The following is a 20,553-nucleotide window of genomic DNA, read 5'->3' as shown; positions in this document are numbered from 1 at the left end:
GCCCCCCCAGGCCCTGGCCGAGGAAACGAAGGCCGGAGAACGGCAGCGGTCCGTGAAGCCACGGCCAGGTGTGAAGATCTCCTGCGGCGGCGCTTAAGAAATCCTCGATGGACCCGGGGCCCCGCCGTACGGCAGCCTTCTCGGTGACGGCCGGGGACGGCGCGTGGAGCCCTTCGAGATGCTCCGTCCCGTCCCGCCGAACCCCCACCATGGTGGGGGACACCCAAGATCCACCCCGGGCCGCAGGGTTCCTCCGACATGCCCCGAGGCCCGGGGTATCCACTCGCGTACCGACGTCAGGGAGCCACAGCCGTGAAGGCACTCGTCAAGCAGAAGGCCGAGCCCGGACTGTGGCTGATGGACGTGCCGGAGCCGGAGTACGGCCCCGGCGACGTCCTGATCAAGGTCCTGCGCACCGGCATCTGCGGCACCGACCTGCACATCCGCGCCTATGACGGCTGGGCCCAGCAGGCGGTCACCACCCCGCTGGTCCTCGGCCACGAGTTCGTCGGCGAGGTCGCGGCCCTCGGCTCCGACGTCGCCGACGTCGCGGTCGGCGATCTGGTCAGCGGCGAGGGCCACCTCGTCTGCGGCAAGTGCCGCAACTGTCTCGCCGGCCGCCGCCACCTCTGCCGCTCCACGATCGGACTCGGCGTCGGCCGCGACGGGGCGTTCGCGGAGTACGTCGTCCTGCCCGCCTCGAACGTGTGGGTGCACCGGGTCCCCGTCGACCTCGACATCGCCGCGATCTTCGACCCGTTCGGCAACGCCGTGCACACCGCGCTGTCCTTCCCGCTGGTCGGCGAGGACGTCCTGATCACCGGCGCCGGCCCGATCGGCATCATGGCCGCCGCCGTCGCCAAGCACGCCGGCGCCCGCAACGTCGTCATCACCGACGTCAGCGAGGCCCGCCTCGCCCTCGCCCGCAAGGTCGGCGTCAGCCTCGCCCTGAACGTCGCGGAGAGCACCATCGCGGACGGGCAGCGGGAACTCGGCCTGCGCGAGGGCTTCGACATCGGCCTGGAGATGTCCGGCCGCCCCGAGGCGATGCGCGACATGGTCGCGAACATGACGCACGGCGGCCGGATCGCGATGCTCGGCCTGCCCGCCGAGGACTTCGCCGTCGACTGGTCCCGCATCGTCACCTCGATGATCACCATCAAGGGGATCTACGGCCGCGAGATGTACGAGACCTGGTACGCCATGTCCGTCCTGCTGGAGGGCGGCCTCGACCTCGCCCCCGTGATCACGGGCCGGTACGGCTTCCGCGACTTCGAGGCGGCCTTCGACGACGCCGCGAGCGGCCTCGGCGGCAAGGTCATCCTCGACTGGACCGTCTGACCTTCCGACCGCTCCGCTTCCCTTGATCCCTTAAGGAATCCCGCATGTTCGACTCCGTACGCGACGATCTGCGCACCACCCTCGACGAGATCCGGGCCGCCGGGCTGCACAAGCCCGAGCGCGTGATCGGCACCCCGCAGTCCGCGACCGTGTCCGTCACCTCCGGCGGGCGCCCCGGCGAGGTCCTCAACTTCTGCGCCAACAACTACCTGGGCCTCGCCGACCACCCCGAGGTGATCGCCGCCGCCCACGAGGCGCTGGACCGCTGGGGCTACGGGATGGCCTCGGTCCGCTTCATCTGCGGCACCCAGGAGGTCCACAAGGAGCTGGAGCAGCGCCTCTCCGCGTTCCTCGGCCAGGAGGACACGATCCTCTACTCCTCCTGCTTCGACGCCAACGGCGGCGTCTTCGAGACGCTGCTCGGCCCCGAGGACGCGGTCATCTCCGACGCCCTCAACCACGCCTCCATCATCGACGGCATCCGGCTCTCCAAGGCCAAGCGCCACCGCTACGCCAACCGCGACATGGCCGACCTGGAGACGCAGCTCAAGGAGGCGTCCGGGGCCCGCCGCCGCCTGATCGTCACCGACGGCGTCTTCTCCATGGACGGTTACGTCGCCCCGCTCCAGGAGATCTGCGACCTGGCCGACCGCTACGACGCCATGGTCATGGTCGACGACTCGCACGCCGTCGGCTTCGTCGGCCCCGGCGGACGCGGCACGCCCGAACTGCACGGCGTCATGGACCGGGTCGACATCATCACCGGCACCCTCGGCAAGGCGCTCGGCGGAGCCTCCGGCGGTTACGTCGCGGCCCGCGCGGAGATCGTCGCCCTGCTGCGCCAGCGCTCGCGCCCCTACCTCTTCTCCAACACCCTCGCCCCGGTCATCGCCGCCGCCTCCCTCAAGGTCATCGACCTGCTGGAGTCCGCCGGCGACCTCCGCGAGCAGCTCGCCGCCAACACCGAGCTGTTCCGCACCCGGATGACCGAGGAGGGCTTCGACATCCTCCCCGGCGACCACGCCATCGCGCCCGTCATGATCGGGGACGCGGGCAAGGCGGGCCGGATGGCGGAACTGCTCCTGGAGCGCGGCGTGTACGTGATCGGGTTCTCGTACCCCGTCGTCCCGCAGGGCGCGGCCCGCATCCGCGTCCAGCTCTCGGCCGCGCACTCCACCGCCGACGTGAACCGCGCCGTGGACGCGTTCGTCGACGCGCGGGCCGCCCTGGAGGCGTAACGGGTCACCGGGTCGGGCGGTCCGTCGCGACCTGGGACAATGGGCACATGATCGATGCGCGGCGGCTGCGAATCCTCCGTGCGGTGGCCGACCACCGCACCGTGACCGCGGCCGCCGCCGCGTTGTACCTGACCCCCTCCGCCGTCTCCCAGCAGCTCGCCGCCCTGGAGCAGGAGACCGGCCACCGCCTCGTCGAACGCGGGGCGCGCGGCGCCCGGCTCACCGCCGCCGGGGAGATCCTGCTCAGCCACACCAATCTGGTCCTGGCCCAGCTGGAGCGGGCCGAGGCGGAGCTGGCCGACTACAGCGCGGGCGTCGCCGGCACGGTCACGGTCGCCGCGTTCGCCACCGGCATCGGCCTGGTCCTGGCCCCCGCCCTCACCGAGCTGGCCCGCACCGCGCCCGGCATCCGGGTCAAGGTCCAGGACGCGGAGGGCGACGCGAGCGTCCCCATGGTGCTGGACCGGCAGGTCGACGTGGCGGTCGCCGTCGAATACCGGGGCGCGCCCGCCGAGGACGACCGCCGCCTCACCCGGGTCCCGCTGTACTCGGAGCCGTTCGACGCGGTGCTGCCGGTGGGCCACCGCCTCGCGGACCAGGCCCAGGTGGCGGTCGCCGACCTGGCGGAGGACCCGTGGATCGGACCGTACCCGGGCAACCCCTGCCACGACGTGGTGGTCCTGGCCTGCGAGTACGCCGGGTTCGCGCCGCGCCTGGAACACTCCTCGGACGACTTCCACGCCGTGGTCGCCCTGGCCGGGGCGGACGCCGGAGTGGCCCTGGTGCCCCGCTCCGCGCTGCGCGCGATGGAACCGGCCGGCGTCGTCGTCCGCCCGGTCGAGGGCAGCGCCCCCACCCGCCGGGTCTTCGCCGCCGTACGCCAGGGGGCCGAGGGCCATCCGCTGATCCGGCCGGTGCTGGACGCGATGGAGGCGGTGGCCGTACGGGAAGCGGACGCGGCGGCCCGGGCCTGACCCCCACCGCCCCCGCCCATGGCCCCCGCCGCCTGAAGCCGTGTCCCCGCTCAGGCGGTGCGAGGGGACGTACGCCGGAACCTTCGCCCCCGCCGCCCCGCCGGAGCGGTTCCGGGCGGCCCCGGGTCGTAGGAGATCTGCCAGCAGACCAGCGCCACCAGGATCCAGATCGTCGCCCAGGCCGGCAGCGCCACGCCGAGCGGGGCCAGCGCGACGGACACCGCCACGCAGGGCAGCGCCCAGCCCAGGAGCCAGACCCGGTCGGACCGGTCCGCGAGCGGCAGCGCCGCGACCAGGCCCGCCGCGAAGTACCCGGCCATCGCCCCGCACAGCAGCCAGTGCTGGCCCTTCGGCAGGACGTCGTCGACATGCGCGACGGCCGAGCCCAGCGCGGTCGCCAACGCGACCAGGAAGCCGGTCATCACCGCGTGCAGCAGCATCGCCAGCCTCGGCGCGAGCACGCCCTTGCGCAGATGGGGGATGCCGTTGGTGCCGTAGAGCAGGCTCAGCGTGCAGATCGCGGCCAGCAGCGCGAACGCCCCGAGGCCGGTGGCGGCGAGCGGCCCGTCCCAGCTGTCGTGCTCGGACGCGGCGCCGATGATCTGGATGACGCCCTCGCCCAGCACGATGATCACGTACAGCCCGAGCCGTTCGCCCATGTGCGCGGCGTCGATCCGTGACTCGCCGATCCGGGGCGGTCCGGCGACCGGGCCGTGCGCGGGGCCAGGCGGCGGGCGGCCGTCGCGGCGGCGCGCGGCCCGTTCGCCCGCCCGCCGCAGCGTGCGGTCGCGGGTGGAGACCAGCAGCGTGACGATGTCCAGCGCGATGCCGAGCGCCCAGAGCCAGTAGCGCAGCGGGCTGTCCACGAAGAGCGAGACGAGCCAGGGCACCGCGCCCGCGCCGAACTGGGCCAGCGGCCAGTCCACCACGACGCTGCCCCGCCGCCAGACCTGGCCCGCCTGCCAGCGCAGCGCGACATAGGCGATGACGAAGGCGATCGCGTGGCTGGTTCGGACCGTGTGCACGGAGGCCGCCATCACGGCCATGCCGAACATCGCGATCAGCAGCGTGCGGACCCGGGTCTCGGATGCCGCGATGTCCCCGTAGACGGCGAACCCGGCCCAGCTGGTCCAGAAGGCCAGGTAGAGGACCGCGTACAGGGCGAGGTCCGCCAGGTGGGGGCCGTCGTGCAGCAGATGGGCCAGCTGGCCCGCCCCGGCGACGACGACGAGGTCGAAGAACAGCTCGTTCCAGCCGGCGTGCCGCTCGGCCGGCGCGGCCCTCTCCGTGGACTCCTCGGACTCCATGGACCCATCGTCATCGGACGGTGTCGGGCCGCGCCTCGGCTGTGGGCCGAATGGCGACGGCTCAGGCGGCGGGCTGGAGCAGGTCCCACCGGTTGCCGTACAGGTCCTCGAAGACCGCGACCGAGCCGTAACTCTCGTGGCGCGGCTCCTCCAGGAAGCGGACCCCGGCCGCGCGCATCCGCTCGTGATCGGCCGAGAAGTCCTCCGTGTGCAGGAAGAAGCCGACCCGGCCGCCGGTCTGCGCCCCCACCGCCGCGCTCTGCTCCTCGTCCTTCGCACGGGCCAGCAGCAGCCCCGTGCCGGGCGCGGCCCCGCGCGGGCGCACCACCACCCAGCGGGAGCCGTCGCCCCGGTCGGTGTCCTCCACCAGGTCGAAGCCGAGCGCGTCGCGGTAGAACACGAGCGCCTCGTCGTAGTCGCGGACGACCAGGGTGACCAGGGCGATCTGGGACATGGCGGGCCCTTCCAGAGGTTTCACGGGTTCTGCGGTGGTGAGGTTATACGTAACACTAGCGTCCGGGGCCCCGACCCCGGGCACAATGCGCCGCATGGACATCGTGGACGCTACGAGCACCGGCGGCCGGGCCGCGCTGATCGACCGGGCCCGCGTGCTCGCGGACGCCGGACAGCGGCGCGTCCTCGGGATCGCGGGCCCGCCCGGAGCCGGGAAGTCCACTCTGGCGGACCGGCTGGTCGCGGCCCTGGACGGACGCGCCGCCCTCGTCCCGATGGACGGCTTCCACCTCGCCGCCGCCGAGCTGGACCGACTCGGCCGCGCCGACCGCAAGGGCGCGCCCGACACCTTCGACGCGGCCGGGTACGCGGCCCTGCTGCGGCGGCTGCGCGCACCCGACCCGGTGCACGCGGTCTACGCCCCGGCCTTCGACCGGTCCCTGGAGGAGCCGGTCGCGGGGTCGCTTCCCGTACCGCCGGACGTCCCGCTCGTCGTCACCGAGGGCAACTACCTGCTGCTCGACGACGGCCCCTGGGCCCCGGTGCGCGGGCTGCTGGACGAGGTGTGGTTCGTGGACCTCGATCCGGAGGTCCGGGTGCGCCGGCTCGTCGACCGGCATGTGCACCACGGGAGGCCCCGGCGTGACGCGGAGAAGTGGGTGGCCCGGTCCGACGAGGCGAACGCCCGGCTGGTGGAGCGGGGCCGGGACCGGGCGGATCTGGTCGTGCGGCTGCCCGGCGGGCGGCGCCGGACGGGCGGCGGCTGACAGCCCCGGCCGTAAGCCGGTCGCGTCCGTCCCGCGGGGCGGGCAGGATGCTGTGTGCCGTGTCGCACCGCCAGGAGGCCTGATGTCCAGCCCGAGCCCGTTCGCCCAGCAGTCCGCACCGCCCCCGCCCTTCACCGCCGACGACTACCGGGCCCGGATGGCACGGGCCGCCGAGTCCGCCGCCGAGGCCGGGCTCGCCGGGGTGATCGTCGCGCCGGGGCCCGACCTCGTCCACCTCACCGGCTACCGCCCTGTGAGCACCGAGCGCCTCACCCTCCTCGTGCTGCGGGCCGGCCACGACCCGGTGCTGGTCGTCCCGACCCTGGAGGCCCCCGACGCGGCGGCCGCCACCGGGGCGCCCGCCCTCGCCCTGCGGGACTGGACCGACGGCAAGGACCCGTACGCGGTGACCGCCCCGCTGCTGGACGCCCAGGGGCGCTTCGCCGTCAGCGACAACGCCTGGGCGATGCATCTGCTCGGCCTCCAGCGGGAGTTGCCCGGCACCACCTACACCGCGCTCACCGAAGCCCTCCCGATGCTCCGCGCCGTGAAGGACGCGGCCGAGCTGGAGAGGCTCACCGCCGCCGGGGCCGCCGCCGACGCCACGTACGCGGAGATCCTGAAGACACGCTTCTCCGGCCGCCGGGAGGTCGATGTGGCCACCGATCTCGCCGCCCTGCTCAGGGAGTTCGGGCACTCCCAAGTGGACTTCACCGTCGTCGGATCCGGCCCCAACGGGGCCAACCCGCACCACGAGGCGGGCGAACGCACCATCGAGCGCGGCGACATGGTCGTCCTCGACTTCGGCGGCCTGAAGCACGGTTACGGCTCCGACACCTCCCGTACGGTCCACGTCGGTGAGCCCACCGCCGAGGAGCAGCGGGTCCACGACATCGTCCGCGAGGCCCAGCAGGCCGGCTGCGCCGCCGTCCGGCCCGGCGTCGCCTGCCAGGAGATCGACCGGGCCGCCCGCGCGGTGATCACCGAGTTCGGCTACGGCGACCGGTTCATCCACCGCACCGGCCACGGCATCGGCGTCACCACACACGAGCCGCCCTACATGATCGAGGGCGAGGAGCAGCCGCTGGTGCCCGGCATGTGCTTCTCCGTGGAGCCCGGCATCTACCTCCCGGGCCGCTTCGGCGTCCGGATCGAGGACATCGTGGCGGTGACCGAGGACGGCGGGCGGCGGCTCAACACCACCGCCCGCGAGCTGGCCGTCGTGGAGTAGGACGCCCCGGAGCCGGTGGGCGAGGAGGGCCCGGGCCGCCCGGCTGAGCCGTCGGGCGGCTCGCGGTCCCGGAAGCGGTGCGGGACGTCGTACGGGAGGGGCAGCGGCCGGGCGCCCGCCGCGTCCGGCCGCTCGGCCCGCTCCGCCGTCGGCTCCCGGTCAGTCGTCCGCCAGCACCACGCACGACTCCGGCGGCAGGTGCAGCACCCCGTCCGCCCCCGGCGCCTCCACCGGCTCCCACGCGGCCAACACCCGGCCGCCGGAACGGCGGTGGCGTCCGAGACCGAGCGGGATCGCCGCCGGCTTGTCCGCCAGGTTGACCACGATCCGCAGATCGCCCCTGCGGTACGCGAACCAACGCGCGTCCTCGTCGAAGGCGACCTTCACCGACGCCAGGTCCGGATCGTGCAGATCGGGCAACGTACGCCGCAGCGCGATCAGTTCGCGGTACCAGGCGAGCAGCCGTGCGTGCGGTTCGCGCTCCGGCTCGGCCCAGTCGAGGCAGGAACGGTCCCGGGTCGCCGGGTCCTGCGGGTCGGGGATCTCCTCCTTTGCCCAGCCGTGCTCCCCGAACTCCCGCCGCCTGCCGCTGCGTACGGCCTCGGCCAGCTCCGGGTCCGTGTGGTCGGTGAAGAACTGCCACGGGGTGCGCGCCCCCCACTCCTCGCCCATGAACAGCATCGGGGTGAACGGCCCGGTCAGCACGAGGGCGGCGGCGCACGCCTGGAGGCCGGGGGAGAGGGAGGAGGCCAGCCGGTCGCCCAGCGCCCGGTTGCCGATCTGGTCGTGCGTCTGCGCGTACCCGACGAAGCGGTGCGCCGGGCTTCGCGTCACGTCGACCGGGCGGCCGTGGGTGCGGCCCCGGAAGCTGGACCACGTCCCGTTGTGGAAGAAGGCCGACGTCACCGTCTTGGCCAGGGCGGCGAGCGGGGCGTGCGCGAAGTCGGCGTAGTAGCCCTGGGACTCGCCGGTCAGCGCGGTGTGCAGGGCGTGGTGGAAGTCGTCGTTCCACTGGGCGTGCAGCCCGAGGCCGCCCGCCGGGCGCGGGGTCGTGGTGCGCGGGTCGCAGAGATCGGACTCGGCGATCAGCCCGAGCGGCCGCCCCAGCTCCACCGCCAGCGCGTCGACCGCCGCCGACAGCTCCTCCAGGAAGGTGAGCGCCCGGGTGTCGGCCAGCGCGTGCACCGCGTCCAGCCGCAGCCCGTCGAGCCGGTAGTCGCGCAGCCAGGCCAGCGCGCTGCCCAGCAGGAACGCCCGCACCTCGTCCGAGCCGGGCGCGTCCAGATTGACCGCCGCGCCCCACGGGGTGTGGTGGGTGTCGGTGAAGTACGGGCCGAAGGCGGGCAGGTAGTTGCCGGTGGGGCCCAGATGGTTGTGGACGACGTCCAGGACGACCCCGAGGCCCAGCCCGTGCGCCCTGTCGACAAAGCGCTTCAGTCCCTCCGGCCCGCCGTACGGCTCGTGCACCGCCCACAGCGAGACGCCCTCGTACCCCCAGCCGTTGACGCCCGGGAACGGGCAGAGGGGCATCAGCGACACATGGGTGACACCCAGCTCCGCCAGATGGCCCAACCGGGCCGCCGCCGCGTCGAAAGTGCCCTCGGGGGTGTACGTCCCCACATGCAGCTCGTACAGCACGGCCCGGTTCAGCCGCCGCCCCGCCCACCCGTCGCGCCAGGCGTACGCCTCCTGGTCGACGACCGCGCTCGGGCCGTCGGGCCCGTCCGGCTGACGGCGTGAGCGGGGGTCCGGCAGCAGCGGCCCGTCGTCCAGCCGGAAGCCGTACCGGTCCCCGTCCGAGGCCTCCGCCTCGGCCGTCCACCAGCCGTCACGCCCCATGTCGCGCTCCATCGGGGAGCGGACGTCCGCCGCCTCCAGCACGACCGAGTCCGCATCGGGGGCCCACACCTCGAACTGCATCCACCACTCCTCGTCCCTGGGCGGGGCGCGCGGTCGCCCGGGGCGGGCTCCACGATCCACGCGACGGACTCTGTTGCCGCCCGCCACCGGCCATTAAGGTCTGGTCCTGATCATTGCCCGGCGAGGCGCCCGCTCATACGGATTCCCACGTACGGCTGCTGGAGGCCGCGATGACCCTGCCGATCTTCCCGCCCGGCTTCCTCTGGGGAGCCTCCGCCTCCGCGTTCCAGACCGAGGGGGCGGTGGACGCGGACGGCAAGGGCCCCTCCGGCTGGGACGCCTTCGCCGCGCTCCCCGGCCGGATCAAGGACGGCACCGACACCACCCGGGGTACCGGATTCCACGCCCGCTACCGCGAGGACGTCGCCCTGCTGGCCGGGCTCGGCGCCGACGCCTTCCGGTTCTCCGTCAGCTGGCCGCGCGTGGTGCCCGGCGGCAGCGGAGCCGTCAACGCCGACGGGCTCGACTTCTACGACCGGCTCGTCGACGAGCTGTGCGCCCACGGCATCACCCCCGCACCGACCCTCTACCACTGGGACACCCCGCTCCCGCTGGAGGAGGCGGGCGGCTGGCTCGACCGGGACACCGCCCACCGCTTCGCCGAGTACGCCGGCATCGTCGCCGAACGCCTCGCCGACCGGGTCCCGATGTGGATCACCGTCAACGAGCCCGCCGAGGTCACGCTGCTCGGCTACGCACTCGGCGAGCACGCCCCCGGCCGCACCCTGCTCTTCGACGCCCTGCCCGCCGCCCACCACCAGCTCCTCGCCCACGGCCTGGCCGTCCGCGCCCTGCGCGCGGCGGGCGCGGACAACATCGGGGCCGCCTTCTCGCACGCCCCGGTCTGGACGGCCGGGGACAGCGACGAGGACCGCTTCGGCGCGGAGCTGTACGACACCCTCACCAACTGGCTCTTCGCCGACCCCGTCCTCACCGGCCGCTACCCGGACGAGAACCTCGCCGCCCTGATGCCGGGCCCGGTCGCCGACGACTTGAAGGTCATCTCCACCCCGCTCGACTGGTACGGGATCAACTACTACAACCCGACCCTCGTCGGCGCGCCCCGGCCGGAGGCCCTGGAGACCTTCTCCGGCTTCACGATGCCCGCCGAACTCCCCTTCGGCATCCGGGAGATCGAGGGGTACGAGAAGACCGGTTTCGGCTGGCCCGTCGTCCCCGAAGGCCTCACCGAGATCCTCACCACGCTGCACACCCGCTACGGCGACCGCCTCCCGCCCCTGTACATCACCGAGAACGGCTGCGCCCTCAAGGAGCCCCACGCCGACGACCGCCGCATCGCCTACCTGGAGAGCCATCTGACCGCCCTGCGCGCGGCGATGGACGCGGGGGTGAACGTTCGCGGCTACTTCACCTGGTCGCTGACCGACAACGTGGAGTGGACGGAGGGGGCCTCGCAGCGGTTCGGCCTGGTCCACATCGACTACGAGACCCTGACCCGCACGCCCAAGCGGTCCTACGCCTGGTACCGCGACCTGATCCACGCCCAGAAGACGCACCACCGGGATCCGGCGGCCGAAAGGGCTTACGCGACGCCGCCCGAGTGATCAATACTTCCCGCCATGGTCGCTTCATGGTGGTCCCGGGCCCGGCTGGGGATCTTCGTTCACTGGACACCCGCCTCCGTCCCCGGCTGGGCCCCGCCCTACGTCCCCGCCGCCGACCTCCCGGCGGCGGGCCGGCGTGCGCCGCTGGGCTGGACCTCGTACGCGGAGTGGTACGAGAACGCGCTCCGCTTCCCCGGCTCCCCGGTCGCCGCCCACCACCGCGCCACCTACGGCAAGCGCCCCTACACGGACTTCGGCCACGATTTCGAGGACGGGCTCGCCACCTGGGACCCGGCCGCCTGGGCCCGCTCCTTCCGGGAGGCGGGGGCCGGTTACGCGGTCCTCGTCACCAAGCACCACGACGGGTTCTGCCTCTGGCCCTCCGGGACGAAGAATCCGCACCGCACCGGCTGGCACACCACCCGGGACGTGGTCGGCGAGTTCGCCGAAGCGGTACGGGCCGAGGGCCTGCGCTTCGGCGTCTACTACTCCGGCGGACTCGACTGGACCTTCGACGACCGGCCCATCGGCACCGCCGCCGACATGTTCTCCGCCGTCCCGCGCGGCAGTTACCCCGCCTACGCCGACGAGCAGATGCGGGAGCTGATCCGCCGCTACCGCCCCGACATCCTCTGGAACGACATCGCCTGGCCGGCCGCCGCCGACGGGATCCGCTCGCTGGTCGACTTCTACCGCTTCACCGTCCCGCACGGCGTCGTCAACGACCGCCTGCTGCCCTACGCACCGCACTGGCGGGGCCTGCGTCTGCCGGGTGCGAAGGCGCTGTACAACTGGTGGGACCGCCGGACGGTGGCGCAGGGCGAGGGCTTCGTCCCGCGCACACCGCCCGTCTTCGACTTCCGCACCCCCGAGTACGCCCGGTACGAGGGCTCCGACCCGTACGAGATCACCCGGGGTGTCGACCACAGCTTCGGCTACAACCGGGCCTCGGCACCGGACGCCTTCATCGGCCGCGAGGCCCTGACCTCACTGGTCCGCGACACGGCGGCCGACGGCGGGAACGTCCTGCTCAACGTGGGTCCGCGCGGCGAGGACGCGACGATCCCCGCCGAGCAGCGACGCCGCCTGGACTGGCTGGCCGAGGAGGCCGGAGCCCTCACGCCAGATGGATCCACTCCTGGGTGACCGGGTACCCGGCGCGGGCGAACGCGGCGGCCATCGGCACGTTCCCCCGGTCCGTAGCCCCCGCGACGAACTCGGCGCCCCGCTCGACCAGGAAGCGCGTGCACTCCACCAGCAGGTCGTAGCCGTACCCGTGCCCGCGCGCCTCGGGCACGACCCCGATGAAGCCGACGCAGGGCCCCGACGGGTTGTGCGCGGGCACCTGGATGCCCGCCACCTCGCCGTCCGGGGTGTACGCGAGCTGCCACCACTCCCTCGGTGAGGGGCACCAGTGGAAGAAGTCCAACTCCTCCTGTGCCGCCGCCTCCAGACCTCCGGGTCCCTCGATGGCCTTGCGGGCGTGGGCGTCCAGTGTCGCCGAGTGCACGCGGCGCAGCACGTCGAGGATGACCTCGTCGTCCGGCTCCGGGCGGAAGGTGAGCCGGCCCGTCCGCTCGGGCAGCGGGCAGCCGGGGGTCCACCGATAGCGGTAGCGCTCGACCAACGGCTTCATGCCGGCGGCGGTCGCGGCGGCGACCCGCCCCTCGACGGCGGCCCGCACCGCCGGGTCGTCCCGCCACCCGGTGGGCGCGATCAGCTCGTACTCCTTGTCGAACGGGGCGCGGCGCAGGAGTTCGGCGGCCGCCTCCGCCTCCCCGTCCGCGAAGTCGAACCAGTTGAGCACGACGGGCTCGGTGTCGTCGGGCCCGGACCACCAGGCGGCCCTGGCGATCACGGTGTCGCCGCGCAGGGCGACCCAGGACCACTCGGGGCGGTACTCGCCGCCGTCGGCGGTCGAGGTGTAGCGGTGGCCGAAGGCGGCCCGGCCGACGTGGGGGCTGTCGGGGAACGTGGTGAAGAGTGCGGCGTCGCTCGGCGTGAGCGCGCGGATGACCGGATCGGTCATGAAGGTGTCCTCCGGGACGGAATGCCGCGCTCCCGGTCAGACGAGGTCCGACACCGCCCGGTGGACGGGACGGGAGCGCGAGAGTGACGTACTGCGGTTGGTGGTGCGGCTGTTCGCGCGCATGTCTCTCGCCTCCTTCCACGACGGGCGTCGGACGTCGGTGCAGACGGTAGCCGCCGCCCGCACCCGCCGTCCACCGAATATCCGGGAACCGGCCTCGGACACGCCCCAGCGCCAGCCCTGGCCCCGGTCCTCGCCCTTCTCCGCGTCCCACACCATGGTGAACGCCCGCTCGAAGGACTTCGCCATCGGTACGTTGCCGAGGTCGGCCGCCGCCCCGGGCACCGGCGTACCGGTCCGCCACTCCAGCCGCCGCCGTTCCCTCCGCATCAGCGCCCCGGTCGCCTCCATCACAGCGATCCGGGTCTCGACGGTGTCCCGCGCCACCGGGTCGAAAGGCAACAGAACAGGTTGAGTTCGCCGGGTCCGGTCAGCGGACGGACCGTCAAGCGGGAGGGCGCAGGGGCACACGGTCTCCTGGTGATCAGTGAGCCGCAGACGTCAGCAAGGCGGTCCGTGTGGCAGCGGCGCAGGTCAGGGCGGGAGGAAACACGGCCTCGTCTGGACACTCCGGGCCCTTCGGCCCGACAATCGTCGACGTGACATCCTCCTTCGAGTTCCACACGTATCCCGCGCGGCTTTCGGACGCCCAGCGCGACCGTGTCCTCGGCGTGCTCAGAGAGGGTGCCGCACAGGGCAAGCTGTCGCACGACACCTTCATGCGGCGCATGGAACTCGCCCTCGTCGCCCGGCGTCCGGAGGAGCTGGCGGCCCTCACCTCCGACCTGGACACCGGCGGTCACTGGTCCCAGGGACTGGTCCGCGCGGTGGGCGGCATCTCCGCCTTCCCCGGACGGCTGCGCCGTGCCTGGCAGACCGAGCGGCTCCCCAAGCTGCTGCTCCCCGTGCCCGGACCGTATCCGCTGCTCATCGGCCGCGACCCGGCCAACGGGCTGCGCCTCAACCACGAGACGGTCTCCCGGCTGCACGCCGAACTCCACGCGCTGAACGGGCGCTGGCTGCTGCGCGACCTCGGCTCCACCAACGGCACCTGCGTCAACGGCCAGCGGCTCGTCGGCTCGATCCCGGTGCGGGACGGGGACCAGGTGAGCTTCGGCCGGATGAGCTTCCGCCTCACCGCCCCGGCCCACCGTCCGCTCGAACTGCCGCCTCCCGCAGCCCGGCCGGCCGCCGCCGCGCCGCCTCTCGCAGCCCGGCCGGCCGCCGCCGCGCCGCCCGAGCGGCCGTCGCACGCACCCGAGCCTCCGTCGCCGGGGCCCGAGCTGCCGCCGCCCGGCCCCGGCTCGGTGCCCCGCCCGGCTTTCGGGCCCGGCTCGGTTTCCGGGCCCGGCTCGGCTTCCGGCCCCGGCTCGGCTTCGGGCCCCGGCCCCGGCTCGGCTCCCGACCCCGGATCGGTTCGCGGCCCGGCTTCCGGCCCTGGCTCGGCTTCGGGCCCCGGCCCGGCTTCCGGCCCGCCCGAGCCCCCGCGCCAGGAGGCCTGAGCCCCGCGTTCGCCCTGCCCTGCGTCGCCCCGGCCTCGCCTGCCCCCGCCCTGCCGGTCCGGGTCAGTGCTGCCGGCGCGGCCCTCGCCCACCTCGTCCGGAGCGTGATCGGCGAGGGCTGCGCGGTATCTGGCGTCGGCCCGTCCTGGCTGCGCCCGCTGGGCGTGTTCTCCCGGGTGGCGCCGACCGGGGCGGCGGCGGCCTTCACGGAACTGCTCGGCGCCCTGCCCACTGCCGGGATCCGCGCCCCGCGCCCCGCCGCGCTCTCACCCGAACGGCCGTACGCCGACTGCGGTGCGCCCCCGTCGGTGGTCCGCTGAGAGGGCGCGCGCCGACCACCGGCGCACCGAATTCCAGGGGGCGCGGGATGCCGGTCGACCGCCCCGACGCGCTGCCCGCCGCCCGTCGCCCGCACCGGATAGCGGGCGGGCAGCCGGGACTTCTGGCTCCGGGGGCCACCACGGACCCGTACCGGCTGCGCCTCTACCGCCTGCTGCGCACCGACTACCCGCTCGGTTACGACCCTGACCTCGGCGCCTGGCTACTGAGCCGGTACGTGGACGTGGCCCTGGCCCTCACCGACCCCCGGTTCACCGGCTACCCGCACGACGGGGCCCCGCGCGGCCGGGCCCCCGTCCCGCTCGGCCTCTGCCGGGGCAGCCTGGTCTGCGCCCCGCCCGCCGTGCCGTGGCGCACCGCCGAACCCGCCGTCGAGCGGACCGCGTACGTCCTGGCCCGCCGGATCGCCGGGCGCGACCGGGCCGATCTGGTCGCCGACTTCTGCCGGTGGCTGCCCGCCGGGGCCGCCGCCGCGGCGGCCGGGCTCTCCTATCCGGACCTGAGCACCCTGCCCCGGGCCACCCGCCACCGGGGCGGGGGAGCGGGTGACTGCTCCGGCCCCACCGGGCTCCGCGAGCACGCCCTCGCCTCGTTCCTCGCGAACATGCTGGACGACCCCGACCTGCTGGCAGCCGCCACGGCCGTCGCGACGGCCGGAGGCGCGGCCGGGGGAACAGCCGGAGACGCAGGAGGGGAAGGTTCCGCGACGCTGCTCGGGCGGGCCTGGGCCGAGACGCTGCGCCGCGATCCGCCCGTCCAGATCGTGCTGCGCCGTACCCGTACCGAGGTGGCCGTCACCGGCGGCACGCTCCCCGCCGACGCGCCCGTCGCCTGCCTCATCGGCGCGGCGGGCCGCGACCCGGCCCGGTTCTCCGCACCCGACCGGTTCGACCCGCTGCGCGCCGACGCCGACCCGCTGCTCATCGGTCCGGCCGGCTGCCCCGCCGCCCTCCTCGGCAGGCTGGAGGCCGAACACGGCCTGCGCGCCCTGCTGACGGCGATGCCCGGCATCCGCTGGGCCGACGGCTTCCGCCCCGTGGCGGGCGGCCTGCTCACCCGCGGCCCGCGCACCCTGCTCGTACACCCGTCCTGACGGCGGTCACCGGTTATCGGTCATCGGTTGCCGCGCGCCGGTCTCCGGGCGAGGCGCCCTGACGGCAGCGGCGGGATACCGGCCAGGCCCCGGTCCGTCAGTCGCGCACCCGTCGCAGCAACGCCACCGGCCGCTCGGCGAACAGCTCGCCCGCCACCACCGTGCCGCCCGTGAACTCCCGGCCCGGCGAGGCCGACAGCAGGTCCCGCCAGGGGCCCTCGTCCGGCAGCTCCAGCACGGTGTCCCGCCAGCCCCCGCCCTCGGCCAGCCGCAGCGACAGCCGGGTCACCGCCGTGACCACCTCGCCCGACCGGCAGAACGCCAGCAGATGGGAGGCGGCCGGACCGGTCGCCTCCAACGGCTCGTACGTCCCCGACTCACCGAACACACCCGGCAGTTCGCGGCGCAGCCCCAGGGCGGTCGTCGTCAGCGCCTGCTTCTCGTCCGGGACCTCGGGCCGCCGGAACGGCCGTCGGTTGTCCGGGTCGACCAAGGCCAGGTACTCGTGCTCCGTGCCCTGGTAGAGATCCGGCACCCCCGGCATCGTCAGCTGTACCAGCGCCGCCCCCAGCACCTGGGCCCGCACCTGCGGGGCGAGCGCGTCCGCGAACTCGGCCACCATCCGCCGGGCCACGCCCGCCCCGCTGCCCGGCCCGGCGGCGACGAACTCCGACACCGCGCGCTCGTACGCCGGGTCCGGCTCCGTCCAGCTGGTGAACAGGCCCGCCTCGCGCACCGCCTTCAGCAGCGCAGGCTCCAGCCGCCCGCCCAGCTCGTCGGCCGGCAGCTCCGCGCAGCCGTACGCCGACTGCCACGCGGCCCAGGCCAGTTGGGGGTCCGGGGCGGCGAGCGGCGTCACCGCCGTCAGCTCCGCCACCAGCACCGCCCACCGCTCCGGGCACTGCGACAGCACCGCGATCCGGGCCCGAACGTCCGCGCTGCGCTTGGTGTCGTGCGTGGTCAGGACCGTGCCGGTGGCGGGCCAGTCGCGGGCGATCCGCGCGGCGAACGCGTGGAACTCCGCGGGTGACACGGCGGGTTGCCCCGGGTCGCCGCCCACCTCGGTGGCCGAGACCAGCGGGACGTACCGGTAGAACGCCGTGTCCTCCACCGACTTGGCGTGCAGCGCGGACGCGGTCTGCGCGAACCGGGCACAGAAGGAGGCCTGTTGCTCACCGCCGCCGAGCCGTCCGAGCGCCAGATCGCGTACGACGTCGACGGCCGCCGCCTCCTCCGGCACGGAGAACACCGCCTTCGCCTCCCGTACCGCCGTCCCGGTCAGTGTCTCCTCGGCGATCCGGGTCGGCGGCTCGCCCGCCGTGACGTACGGCCGGTAGACCGGGATCCGCACCAGCAGCTCCCGGATCGCTGTCCGCAGCGCCCACGGTGCGTGGTCGCGCAGCGCGGGGTCGCGCTCGCAGATCCCGGCCGCGAGCCGGGTCAGCCACGCGGTCTCGGCGGCCAGCTCGTGCGTCGCCACCCGGTACGCGGCCCGGCGCACGGTAGCCGTCCAGTCGCCGCCCCGGTCGCCGGGCGGGCCCGCGAACTCCCGGTAGCGGCCCAGCAGCTCGGCCGCGCCGGACGGGTCGGTGAACAGCCCGTCGATCCGGCGCAGGGCGTCGTACCCGGTGGTGCCCGCGACCGCCCAGTCCGGCGGGAGGTGCTCGTCGGCGGTGAGGATCTTCTCCACCACCGTCCAGCGGCCTTCCGTGGCCTCGTTGAGCCGCTCCAGATAGGCGGCGGGGGCGGCGAGACCGTCGGGGTGGTCGATGCGCAGCCCCTCCAGGACGCCGTCGCGGAGCAGTTCGAGGACCTTGGCGTGCGTGGCGTCGAAGACCTCCGGGTGCTCGACGCGCACCCCGATCAGCTCCGGGACGGTGAAGAACCGCCGGTAGTTCAGCTCGGTGCGGGCCAGGCGCCACCAGCCGAGCCGGTAGTGCTGCTCCTCCAGCAGCTCCGGCAGCGGGAGGTCCGCCGTGCCGGCCCGGAGCGGGACCTCCAGGTCGTGGTAGCGCAGCACCTCGCCGTCCACGGTCAGGTGCTCCAGCTCCTGGCCGAGCGGCCCGGCGAGCACCGGCAGCAGCACCTTGTCGCCGCCCGCCGCCCAGTCGATGTCGAACCAGCGGGCGGAGGGGGAGTCCGGGCCCTCGCGCAGCACCTCCCACAGCCGGCGGTTGTGCCGGGGCGAGGCGGCCATGTGGTTGGGCACGATGTCCAGGACCAGCCCGAGCCCGTGCTCCCGGGCGGCCGAGGCGAGCGAGCGCAGCCCCTCCTCACCGCCCAGCTCCGCCCGGACCCGGCTGTGGTCGACCACGTCGTAGCCGTGGGTGGAGCCGGGGACCGACTCCAGGACGGGGGAGAGGTGGAGGTGCGAGACACCGAGCGCGGCGAGGTAGGGCACGGCCTTCTCGGCGGCGGCGAAGGGGAAGTCGGGCTGGAGCTGAAGCCGGTACGTGGCGGAGGGCGTCATGGACTCCTACGTACCCCGCCCGGGGCGATCTGTGTCACCCCGGGCGGGACGCTCACTCCCGTCGCCCTCAGGCGGGGCGCTTCAGGACGGTCAGGCTGCGTCCGATCAGCGTGACGTGTTCGCCCTCGGCCACCTTCGGCCCCGTGCCGGGCGGCACCCCGTCGGGGCGCGCGGTGTCCACGACGACCTGCCACTGCTCCCCGTGGGCGACCGGGACGGCGAACTCCAGCGTCTCGGCGCTCGCGTTGAACATCAGCAGGAACGAGTCGTCGGAGATCCGCTCCCCGCGCGGTCCGGGCTCGGAGATCGCGTGGCCGTTCAGGAACACGGTCAGCGCCTTGGCGTGGGCCGCCTGCCAGTCCTGCTGGGTCATCTCCTCCCCGTCGGGCGTGAACCACGCGATGTCGGAGAGGTCGTCGTGCGTGCCCTCGACCGGCCGCCCGTGGAAGAACCGGCGACGGCGGAACACCGGGTGGTCGCGGCGCAGCCACACCATGGCCCGGGTGAACTCCAGCAGGGTGGACGCCGGGGCGTCGGCCGGCTCGTTCGGATCGGGCCAGTGCACCCAGGCCAGCTCGTTGTCCTGGCAGTAGGCGTTGTTGTTGCCCTTCTGCGTACGGGCGAACTCGTCGCCGTGGCTCAGCATCGGCACGCCCTGCGACAGCATCAGCGTGGCGACGAAGTTCCGCATCTGGCGGGCCCGCAGCTCCAGGATCTCGGGGTCGTCCGTCTCGCCCTCGGCCCCGCAGTTCCAGGACCGGTTGTGGCTCTCGCCGTCCCGGTTCTCCTCCCCGTTGGCGTCGTTGCGCTTCTCGTTGTACGAGACCATGTCGTGCAGCGTGAAACCGTCGTGGCAGGTGGCGAAGTTGATCGAGGCGAGCGGCCGGCGGCCGTCGTCCTGGTAGAGGTCGGAGGAGCCGGTGAGCCGCCCGGCGAACTCCGCCAGCGTGCGCGGCTCGCCCCGCCACAGATCGCGCACCGTGTCGCGGTACTTGCCGTTCCACTCGGTCCACAGCGGCGGGAAGTTGCCCACCTGGTAGCCGCCCTCGCCGACGTCCCACGGCTCCGCGATCAGCTTCACCTGGCTGACCACCGGGTCCTGCTGCACCAGGTCGAAGAACGAGGACAGCCGGTCCACCTCGTGGAACTGGCGGGCCAGCGTGGCCGCCAGGTCGAAGCGGAAGCCGTCCACATGCATCTCGGTCACCCAGTACCGCAGTGAGTCCATGATCATCTGGAGGACGTGCGGGGACCGCATGAGCAGGGAGTTCCCGGTGCCCGTGGTGTCCATGTAGTACCGCTGATCGTCGGTCAGGCGGTAGTAGGAGGCGTTGTCGAGTCCGCGGAAGGAGAGGGTGGGCCCCAGGTGGTTGCCCTCGGCGGTGTGGTTGTAGACGACGTCGAGGATGACCTCGATCCCCGCCTGGTGCAGGGCCTTCACGGCCTGCTTGAACTCCAGCACCTGTTCGCCGCGGTCGCCCCAGGAGGCGTAGGTGTTGTGCGGGGCGAAGAAGCCGATGGTGTTGTAGCCCCAGTAGTTGGCGAGCCCCATGTCCGCGAGGCGGTGGTCCTGCACGAACTGGTGAACGGGCATCAGCTCGATGGCGGTGACGCCCAGTTCGGTGAGGTGGGCGATCACCTCCGGGTGCGCGAGCCCCGCGTACGTGCCGCGCAGCTCGGGCGGGAGGCCCGGGTGCAGCATGGTCAGGCCCTTCACATGGGCCTCGTAGATGACGGTCCGGTGGTAGTCCGTACGGGGGAGGCGGTCGTCGCCCCAGTCGAAGTACGGGTTGACCACCACCGAGCTCATGGTGTGCGGGGCCGAGTCGAGGTCGATACGGGCGTCCGGCTTCCCGAACGGATAGCCGTACACCTCCTCGCCCCAGCCGATCTTCCCGGCCACCGCGCGGGCATAGGGGTCGAGCAGCAGCTTCGCGGAGTTGCACCGCTGCCCGTTCTGCGGTTCGTAGGGCCCGTGCGCCCGGAAGCCGTACCGCTGCCCCGGCATGGTCCCGGGGAGGTAGGCGTGGCGCACGAAGGCGTCCGACTCGCGGAGTTCCACCGCCGTTTCTGAACCGTCGTCGTGCAACAGGCACAACTCGATCCGATGGGCGGCCTCGGAGAAGACCGCGAAGTTGGTTCCGGCGCCGTCGTAGGTGGCGCCGAGGGGATAAGCGTGTCCCGGCCAGACCTGCATGATGAAGACTCTTCCATTTCTGATCCGGGTTCGGCGGCTTTCCGCGGTCCTTCACTCCCCGCATATT

16 protein-coding genes and 1 pseudogene are annotated in these 20,553 nt (G+C 73.7%); 10 read left to right on the top strand and 7 right to left on the bottom strand.

Annotated elements, in window-relative coordinates:
- Positions 1-312: 312 nt before the first annotated feature.
- The 3 genes from tdh to ACFWRV_RS09540 are packed head-to-tail and all read left to right on the top strand — an operon-like array spanning position 313 to position 3,553.
- A complete protein-coding gene (gene tdh, locus ACFWRV_RS09550) occupies positions 313-1,341 on the top strand; it encodes an L-threonine 3-dehydrogenase (RefSeq protein WP_384330742.1) in 1,029 nt (342 codons plus the stop codon).
- A 44-nt stretch (positions 1,342-1,385) separates the two neighbouring features.
- Positions 1,386-2,579 carry a glycine C-acetyltransferase gene (locus tag ACFWRV_RS09545; RefSeq protein WP_384330739.1) on the top strand — a complete coding sequence of 398 codons (1,194 nt, stop codon included), beginning with the start codon at positions 1,386-1,388 and terminating at the stop codon, positions 2,577-2,579.
- Positions 2,580-2,626: 47 nt separating this feature from the next.
- On the top strand, positions 2,627-3,553 hold the full coding sequence (locus ACFWRV_RS09540; RefSeq protein ID WP_384330737.1) for a LysR family transcriptional regulator: 927 nt from the start codon (positions 2,627-2,629) through the stop codon (positions 3,551-3,553).
- A gap of 50 nt (positions 3,554-3,603) precedes the next feature.
- Here ACFWRV_RS09540 and ACFWRV_RS09535 read toward each other — a convergent pair whose 3' ends face one another.
- Entirely contained in the window at positions 3,604-4,860 is a 1,257-nt protein-coding gene (locus ACFWRV_RS09535; protein WP_384330733.1) for a low temperature requirement protein A, read from the bottom strand.
- A gap of 61 nt (positions 4,861-4,921) precedes the next feature.
- Positions 4,922-5,314, bottom strand: coding sequence for a VOC family protein (locus ACFWRV_RS09530; RefSeq protein ID WP_384330730.1), 393 nt, complete (start codon positions 5,312-5,314; stop codon positions 4,922-4,924).
- A 94-nt stretch (positions 5,315-5,408) separates the two neighbouring features.
- Between ACFWRV_RS09530 and ACFWRV_RS09525 the strand changes: the two genes are divergently transcribed.
- Together ACFWRV_RS09525 and ACFWRV_RS09520 are read left to right on the top strand one after the other, a co-directional pair.
- On the top strand, positions 5,409-6,080 hold the full coding sequence (locus ACFWRV_RS09525) for a nucleoside/nucleotide kinase family protein (protein WP_384330727.1): 672 nt from the start codon (positions 5,409-5,411) through the stop codon (positions 6,078-6,080).
- Between the two features lie 82 nt (positions 6,081-6,162).
- Entirely contained in the window at positions 6,163-7,311 is a 1,149-nt protein-coding gene (locus ACFWRV_RS09520; RefSeq protein ID WP_384330724.1) for a M24 family metallopeptidase, read from the top strand.
- Between the two features lie 159 nt (positions 7,312-7,470).
- Here the strand turns inward: ACFWRV_RS09520 and treZ are convergent, their stop codons facing one another.
- The gene (gene treZ / locus ACFWRV_RS09515; RefSeq protein WP_384330721.1) at positions 7,471-9,231 is read right to left on the bottom strand and encodes a malto-oligosyltrehalose trehalohydrolase; all 1,761 of its coding nucleotides are present in this window, start codon (positions 9,229-9,231) and stop codon (positions 7,471-7,473) included.
- A gap of 170 nt (positions 9,232-9,401) precedes the next feature.
- On the opposite strand from treZ, the gene ACFWRV_RS09510 reads away from it, so the two are divergent.
- Positions 9,402-10,796 (top strand): GH1 family beta-glucosidase, encoded by a 1,395-nt coding sequence (locus ACFWRV_RS09510; RefSeq protein WP_384330718.1) that lies wholly within the window; start codon positions 9,402-9,404, stop codon positions 10,794-10,796.
- 15 nt (positions 10,797-10,811) lie between these two features.
- Positions 10,812-11,942 carry an alpha-L-fucosidase gene (locus tag ACFWRV_RS09505; protein ID WP_384330716.1) on the top strand — a complete coding sequence of 377 codons (1,131 nt, stop codon included), beginning with the start codon at positions 10,812-10,814 and terminating at the stop codon, positions 11,940-11,942.
- Here ACFWRV_RS09505 and ACFWRV_RS09500 read toward each other — a convergent pair.
- Both ACFWRV_RS09500 and ACFWRV_RS09495 read right to left on the bottom strand, forming a co-directional pair.
- Positions 11,914-12,825, bottom strand: coding sequence for a GNAT family N-acetyltransferase (locus tag ACFWRV_RS09500; RefSeq protein ID WP_384330713.1), 912 nt, complete (start codon positions 12,823-12,825; stop codon positions 11,914-11,916). The two genes, ACFWRV_RS09505 and ACFWRV_RS09500, sit on opposite strands and share 29 nt — an antisense overlap.
- Positions 12,826-12,861: 36 nt before the next feature.
- Positions 12,862-13,287, bottom strand: coding sequence for a hypothetical protein (locus tag ACFWRV_RS09495; RefSeq protein ID WP_384330710.1), 426 nt, complete (start codon positions 13,285-13,287; stop codon positions 12,862-12,864).
- Positions 13,288-13,484: 197 nt separating this feature from the next.
- On the opposite strand from ACFWRV_RS09495, the pseudogene ACFWRV_RS09490 reads away from it, so the two are divergent.
- From ACFWRV_RS09490 to ACFWRV_RS09480, 3 genes and pseudogenes are all read left to right on the top strand, one after another.
- Positions 13,485-14,042: pseudogene (locus tag ACFWRV_RS09490) on the top strand (FHA domain-containing protein); the annotation flags it as partial.
- A 449-nt stretch (positions 14,043-14,491) separates the two neighbouring features.
- On the top strand, positions 14,492-14,707 hold the full coding sequence (locus ACFWRV_RS09485) for a hypothetical protein (protein ID WP_384330707.1): 216 nt from the start codon (positions 14,492-14,494) through the stop codon (positions 14,705-14,707).
- Between the two features lie 47 nt (positions 14,708-14,754).
- Positions 14,755-15,819, top strand: coding sequence for a cytochrome P450 (locus tag ACFWRV_RS09480; protein ID WP_384330704.1), 1,065 nt, complete (start codon positions 14,755-14,757; stop codon positions 15,817-15,819).
- 97 nt (positions 15,820-15,916) lie between these two features.
- Here the strand turns inward: ACFWRV_RS09480 and treY are convergent, their stop codons facing one another.
- Together treY and glgX are read right to left on the bottom strand one after the other, a co-directional pair.
- Positions 15,917-18,289, bottom strand: a complete 2,373-nt coding sequence (gene treY / locus ACFWRV_RS09475) for a malto-oligosyltrehalose synthase (RefSeq protein WP_384330701.1) — start codon at positions 18,287-18,289, stop codon at positions 15,917-15,919.
- 67 nt (positions 18,290-18,356) lie between these two features.
- Positions 18,357-20,486: a glycogen debranching protein GlgX gene (glgX, locus tag ACFWRV_RS09470; RefSeq protein ID WP_384330698.1), complete on the bottom strand. Its 2,130-nt coding sequence runs from the start codon at positions 20,484-20,486 to the stop codon at positions 18,357-18,359.
- Between the last annotated feature and the right edge of the window lie 67 nt (positions 20,487-20,553).

Origin of the sequence: Streptomyces sp. NPDC058576 (assembly GCF_042718715.1) — a bacterium.
Classification (GTDB): Bacteria; Actinomycetota; Actinomycetes; order Streptomycetales; family Streptomycetaceae; genus Streptomyces.
The sequence above is the reverse complement of the archived record's forward strand: the minus strand, read 5'-3'. Positions and strand labels throughout refer to the sequence as shown.

Excerpts from the sequence above, each read along its gene's own strand:
- ACFWRV_RS09530 (WP_384330730.1), bottom strand. The coding sequence starts at position 5,314 with ATGTCCCAGATCGCCCTGGTCACCCTGGTCGTCCGCGACTACGACGAG.
- ACFWRV_RS09480 (WP_384330704.1), top strand. The coding sequence starts at position 14,755 with ATGCCGGTCGACCGCCCCGACGCGCTGCCCGCCGCCCGTCGCCCGCAC.
- glgX (WP_384330698.1), bottom strand. The coding sequence starts at position 20,486 with ATGCAGGTCTGGCCGGGACACGCTTATCCCCTCGGCGCCACCTACGAC.
- ACFWRV_RS09505 (WP_384330716.1), top strand. The coding sequence starts at position 10,812 with ATGGTCGCTTCATGGTGGTCCCGGGCCCGGCTGGGGATCTTCGTTCAC.
- ACFWRV_RS09520 (WP_384330724.1), top strand. The coding sequence starts at position 6,163 with ATGTCCAGCCCGAGCCCGTTCGCCCAGCAGTCCGCACCGCCCCCGCCC.
- treZ (WP_384330721.1), bottom strand. The coding sequence starts at position 9,231 with ATGCAGTTCGAGGTGTGGGCCCCCGATGCGGACTCGGTCGTGCTGGAG.
- ACFWRV_RS09545 (WP_384330739.1), top strand. The coding sequence starts at position 1,386 with ATGTTCGACTCCGTACGCGACGATCTGCGCACCACCCTCGACGAGATC.
- ACFWRV_RS09500 (WP_384330713.1), bottom strand. The coding sequence starts at position 12,825 with ATGACCGATCCGGTCATCCGCGCGCTCACGCCGAGCGACGCCGCACTC.
- treY (WP_384330701.1), bottom strand. The coding sequence starts at position 18,289 with ATGACGCCCTCCGCCACGTACCGGCTTCAGCTCCAGCCCGACTTCCCC.
- ACFWRV_RS09540 (WP_384330737.1), top strand. The coding sequence starts at position 2,627 with ATGATCGATGCGCGGCGGCTGCGAATCCTCCGTGCGGTGGCCGACCAC.
- ACFWRV_RS09535 (WP_384330733.1), bottom strand. The coding sequence starts at position 4,860 with ATGGAGTCCGAGGAGTCCACGGAGAGGGCCGCGCCGGCCGAGCGGCAC.
- ACFWRV_RS09510 (WP_384330718.1), top strand. The coding sequence starts at position 9,402 with ATGACCCTGCCGATCTTCCCGCCCGGCTTCCTCTGGGGAGCCTCCGCC.
- ACFWRV_RS09525 (WP_384330727.1), top strand. The coding sequence starts at position 5,409 with ATGGACATCGTGGACGCTACGAGCACCGGCGGCCGGGCCGCGCTGATC.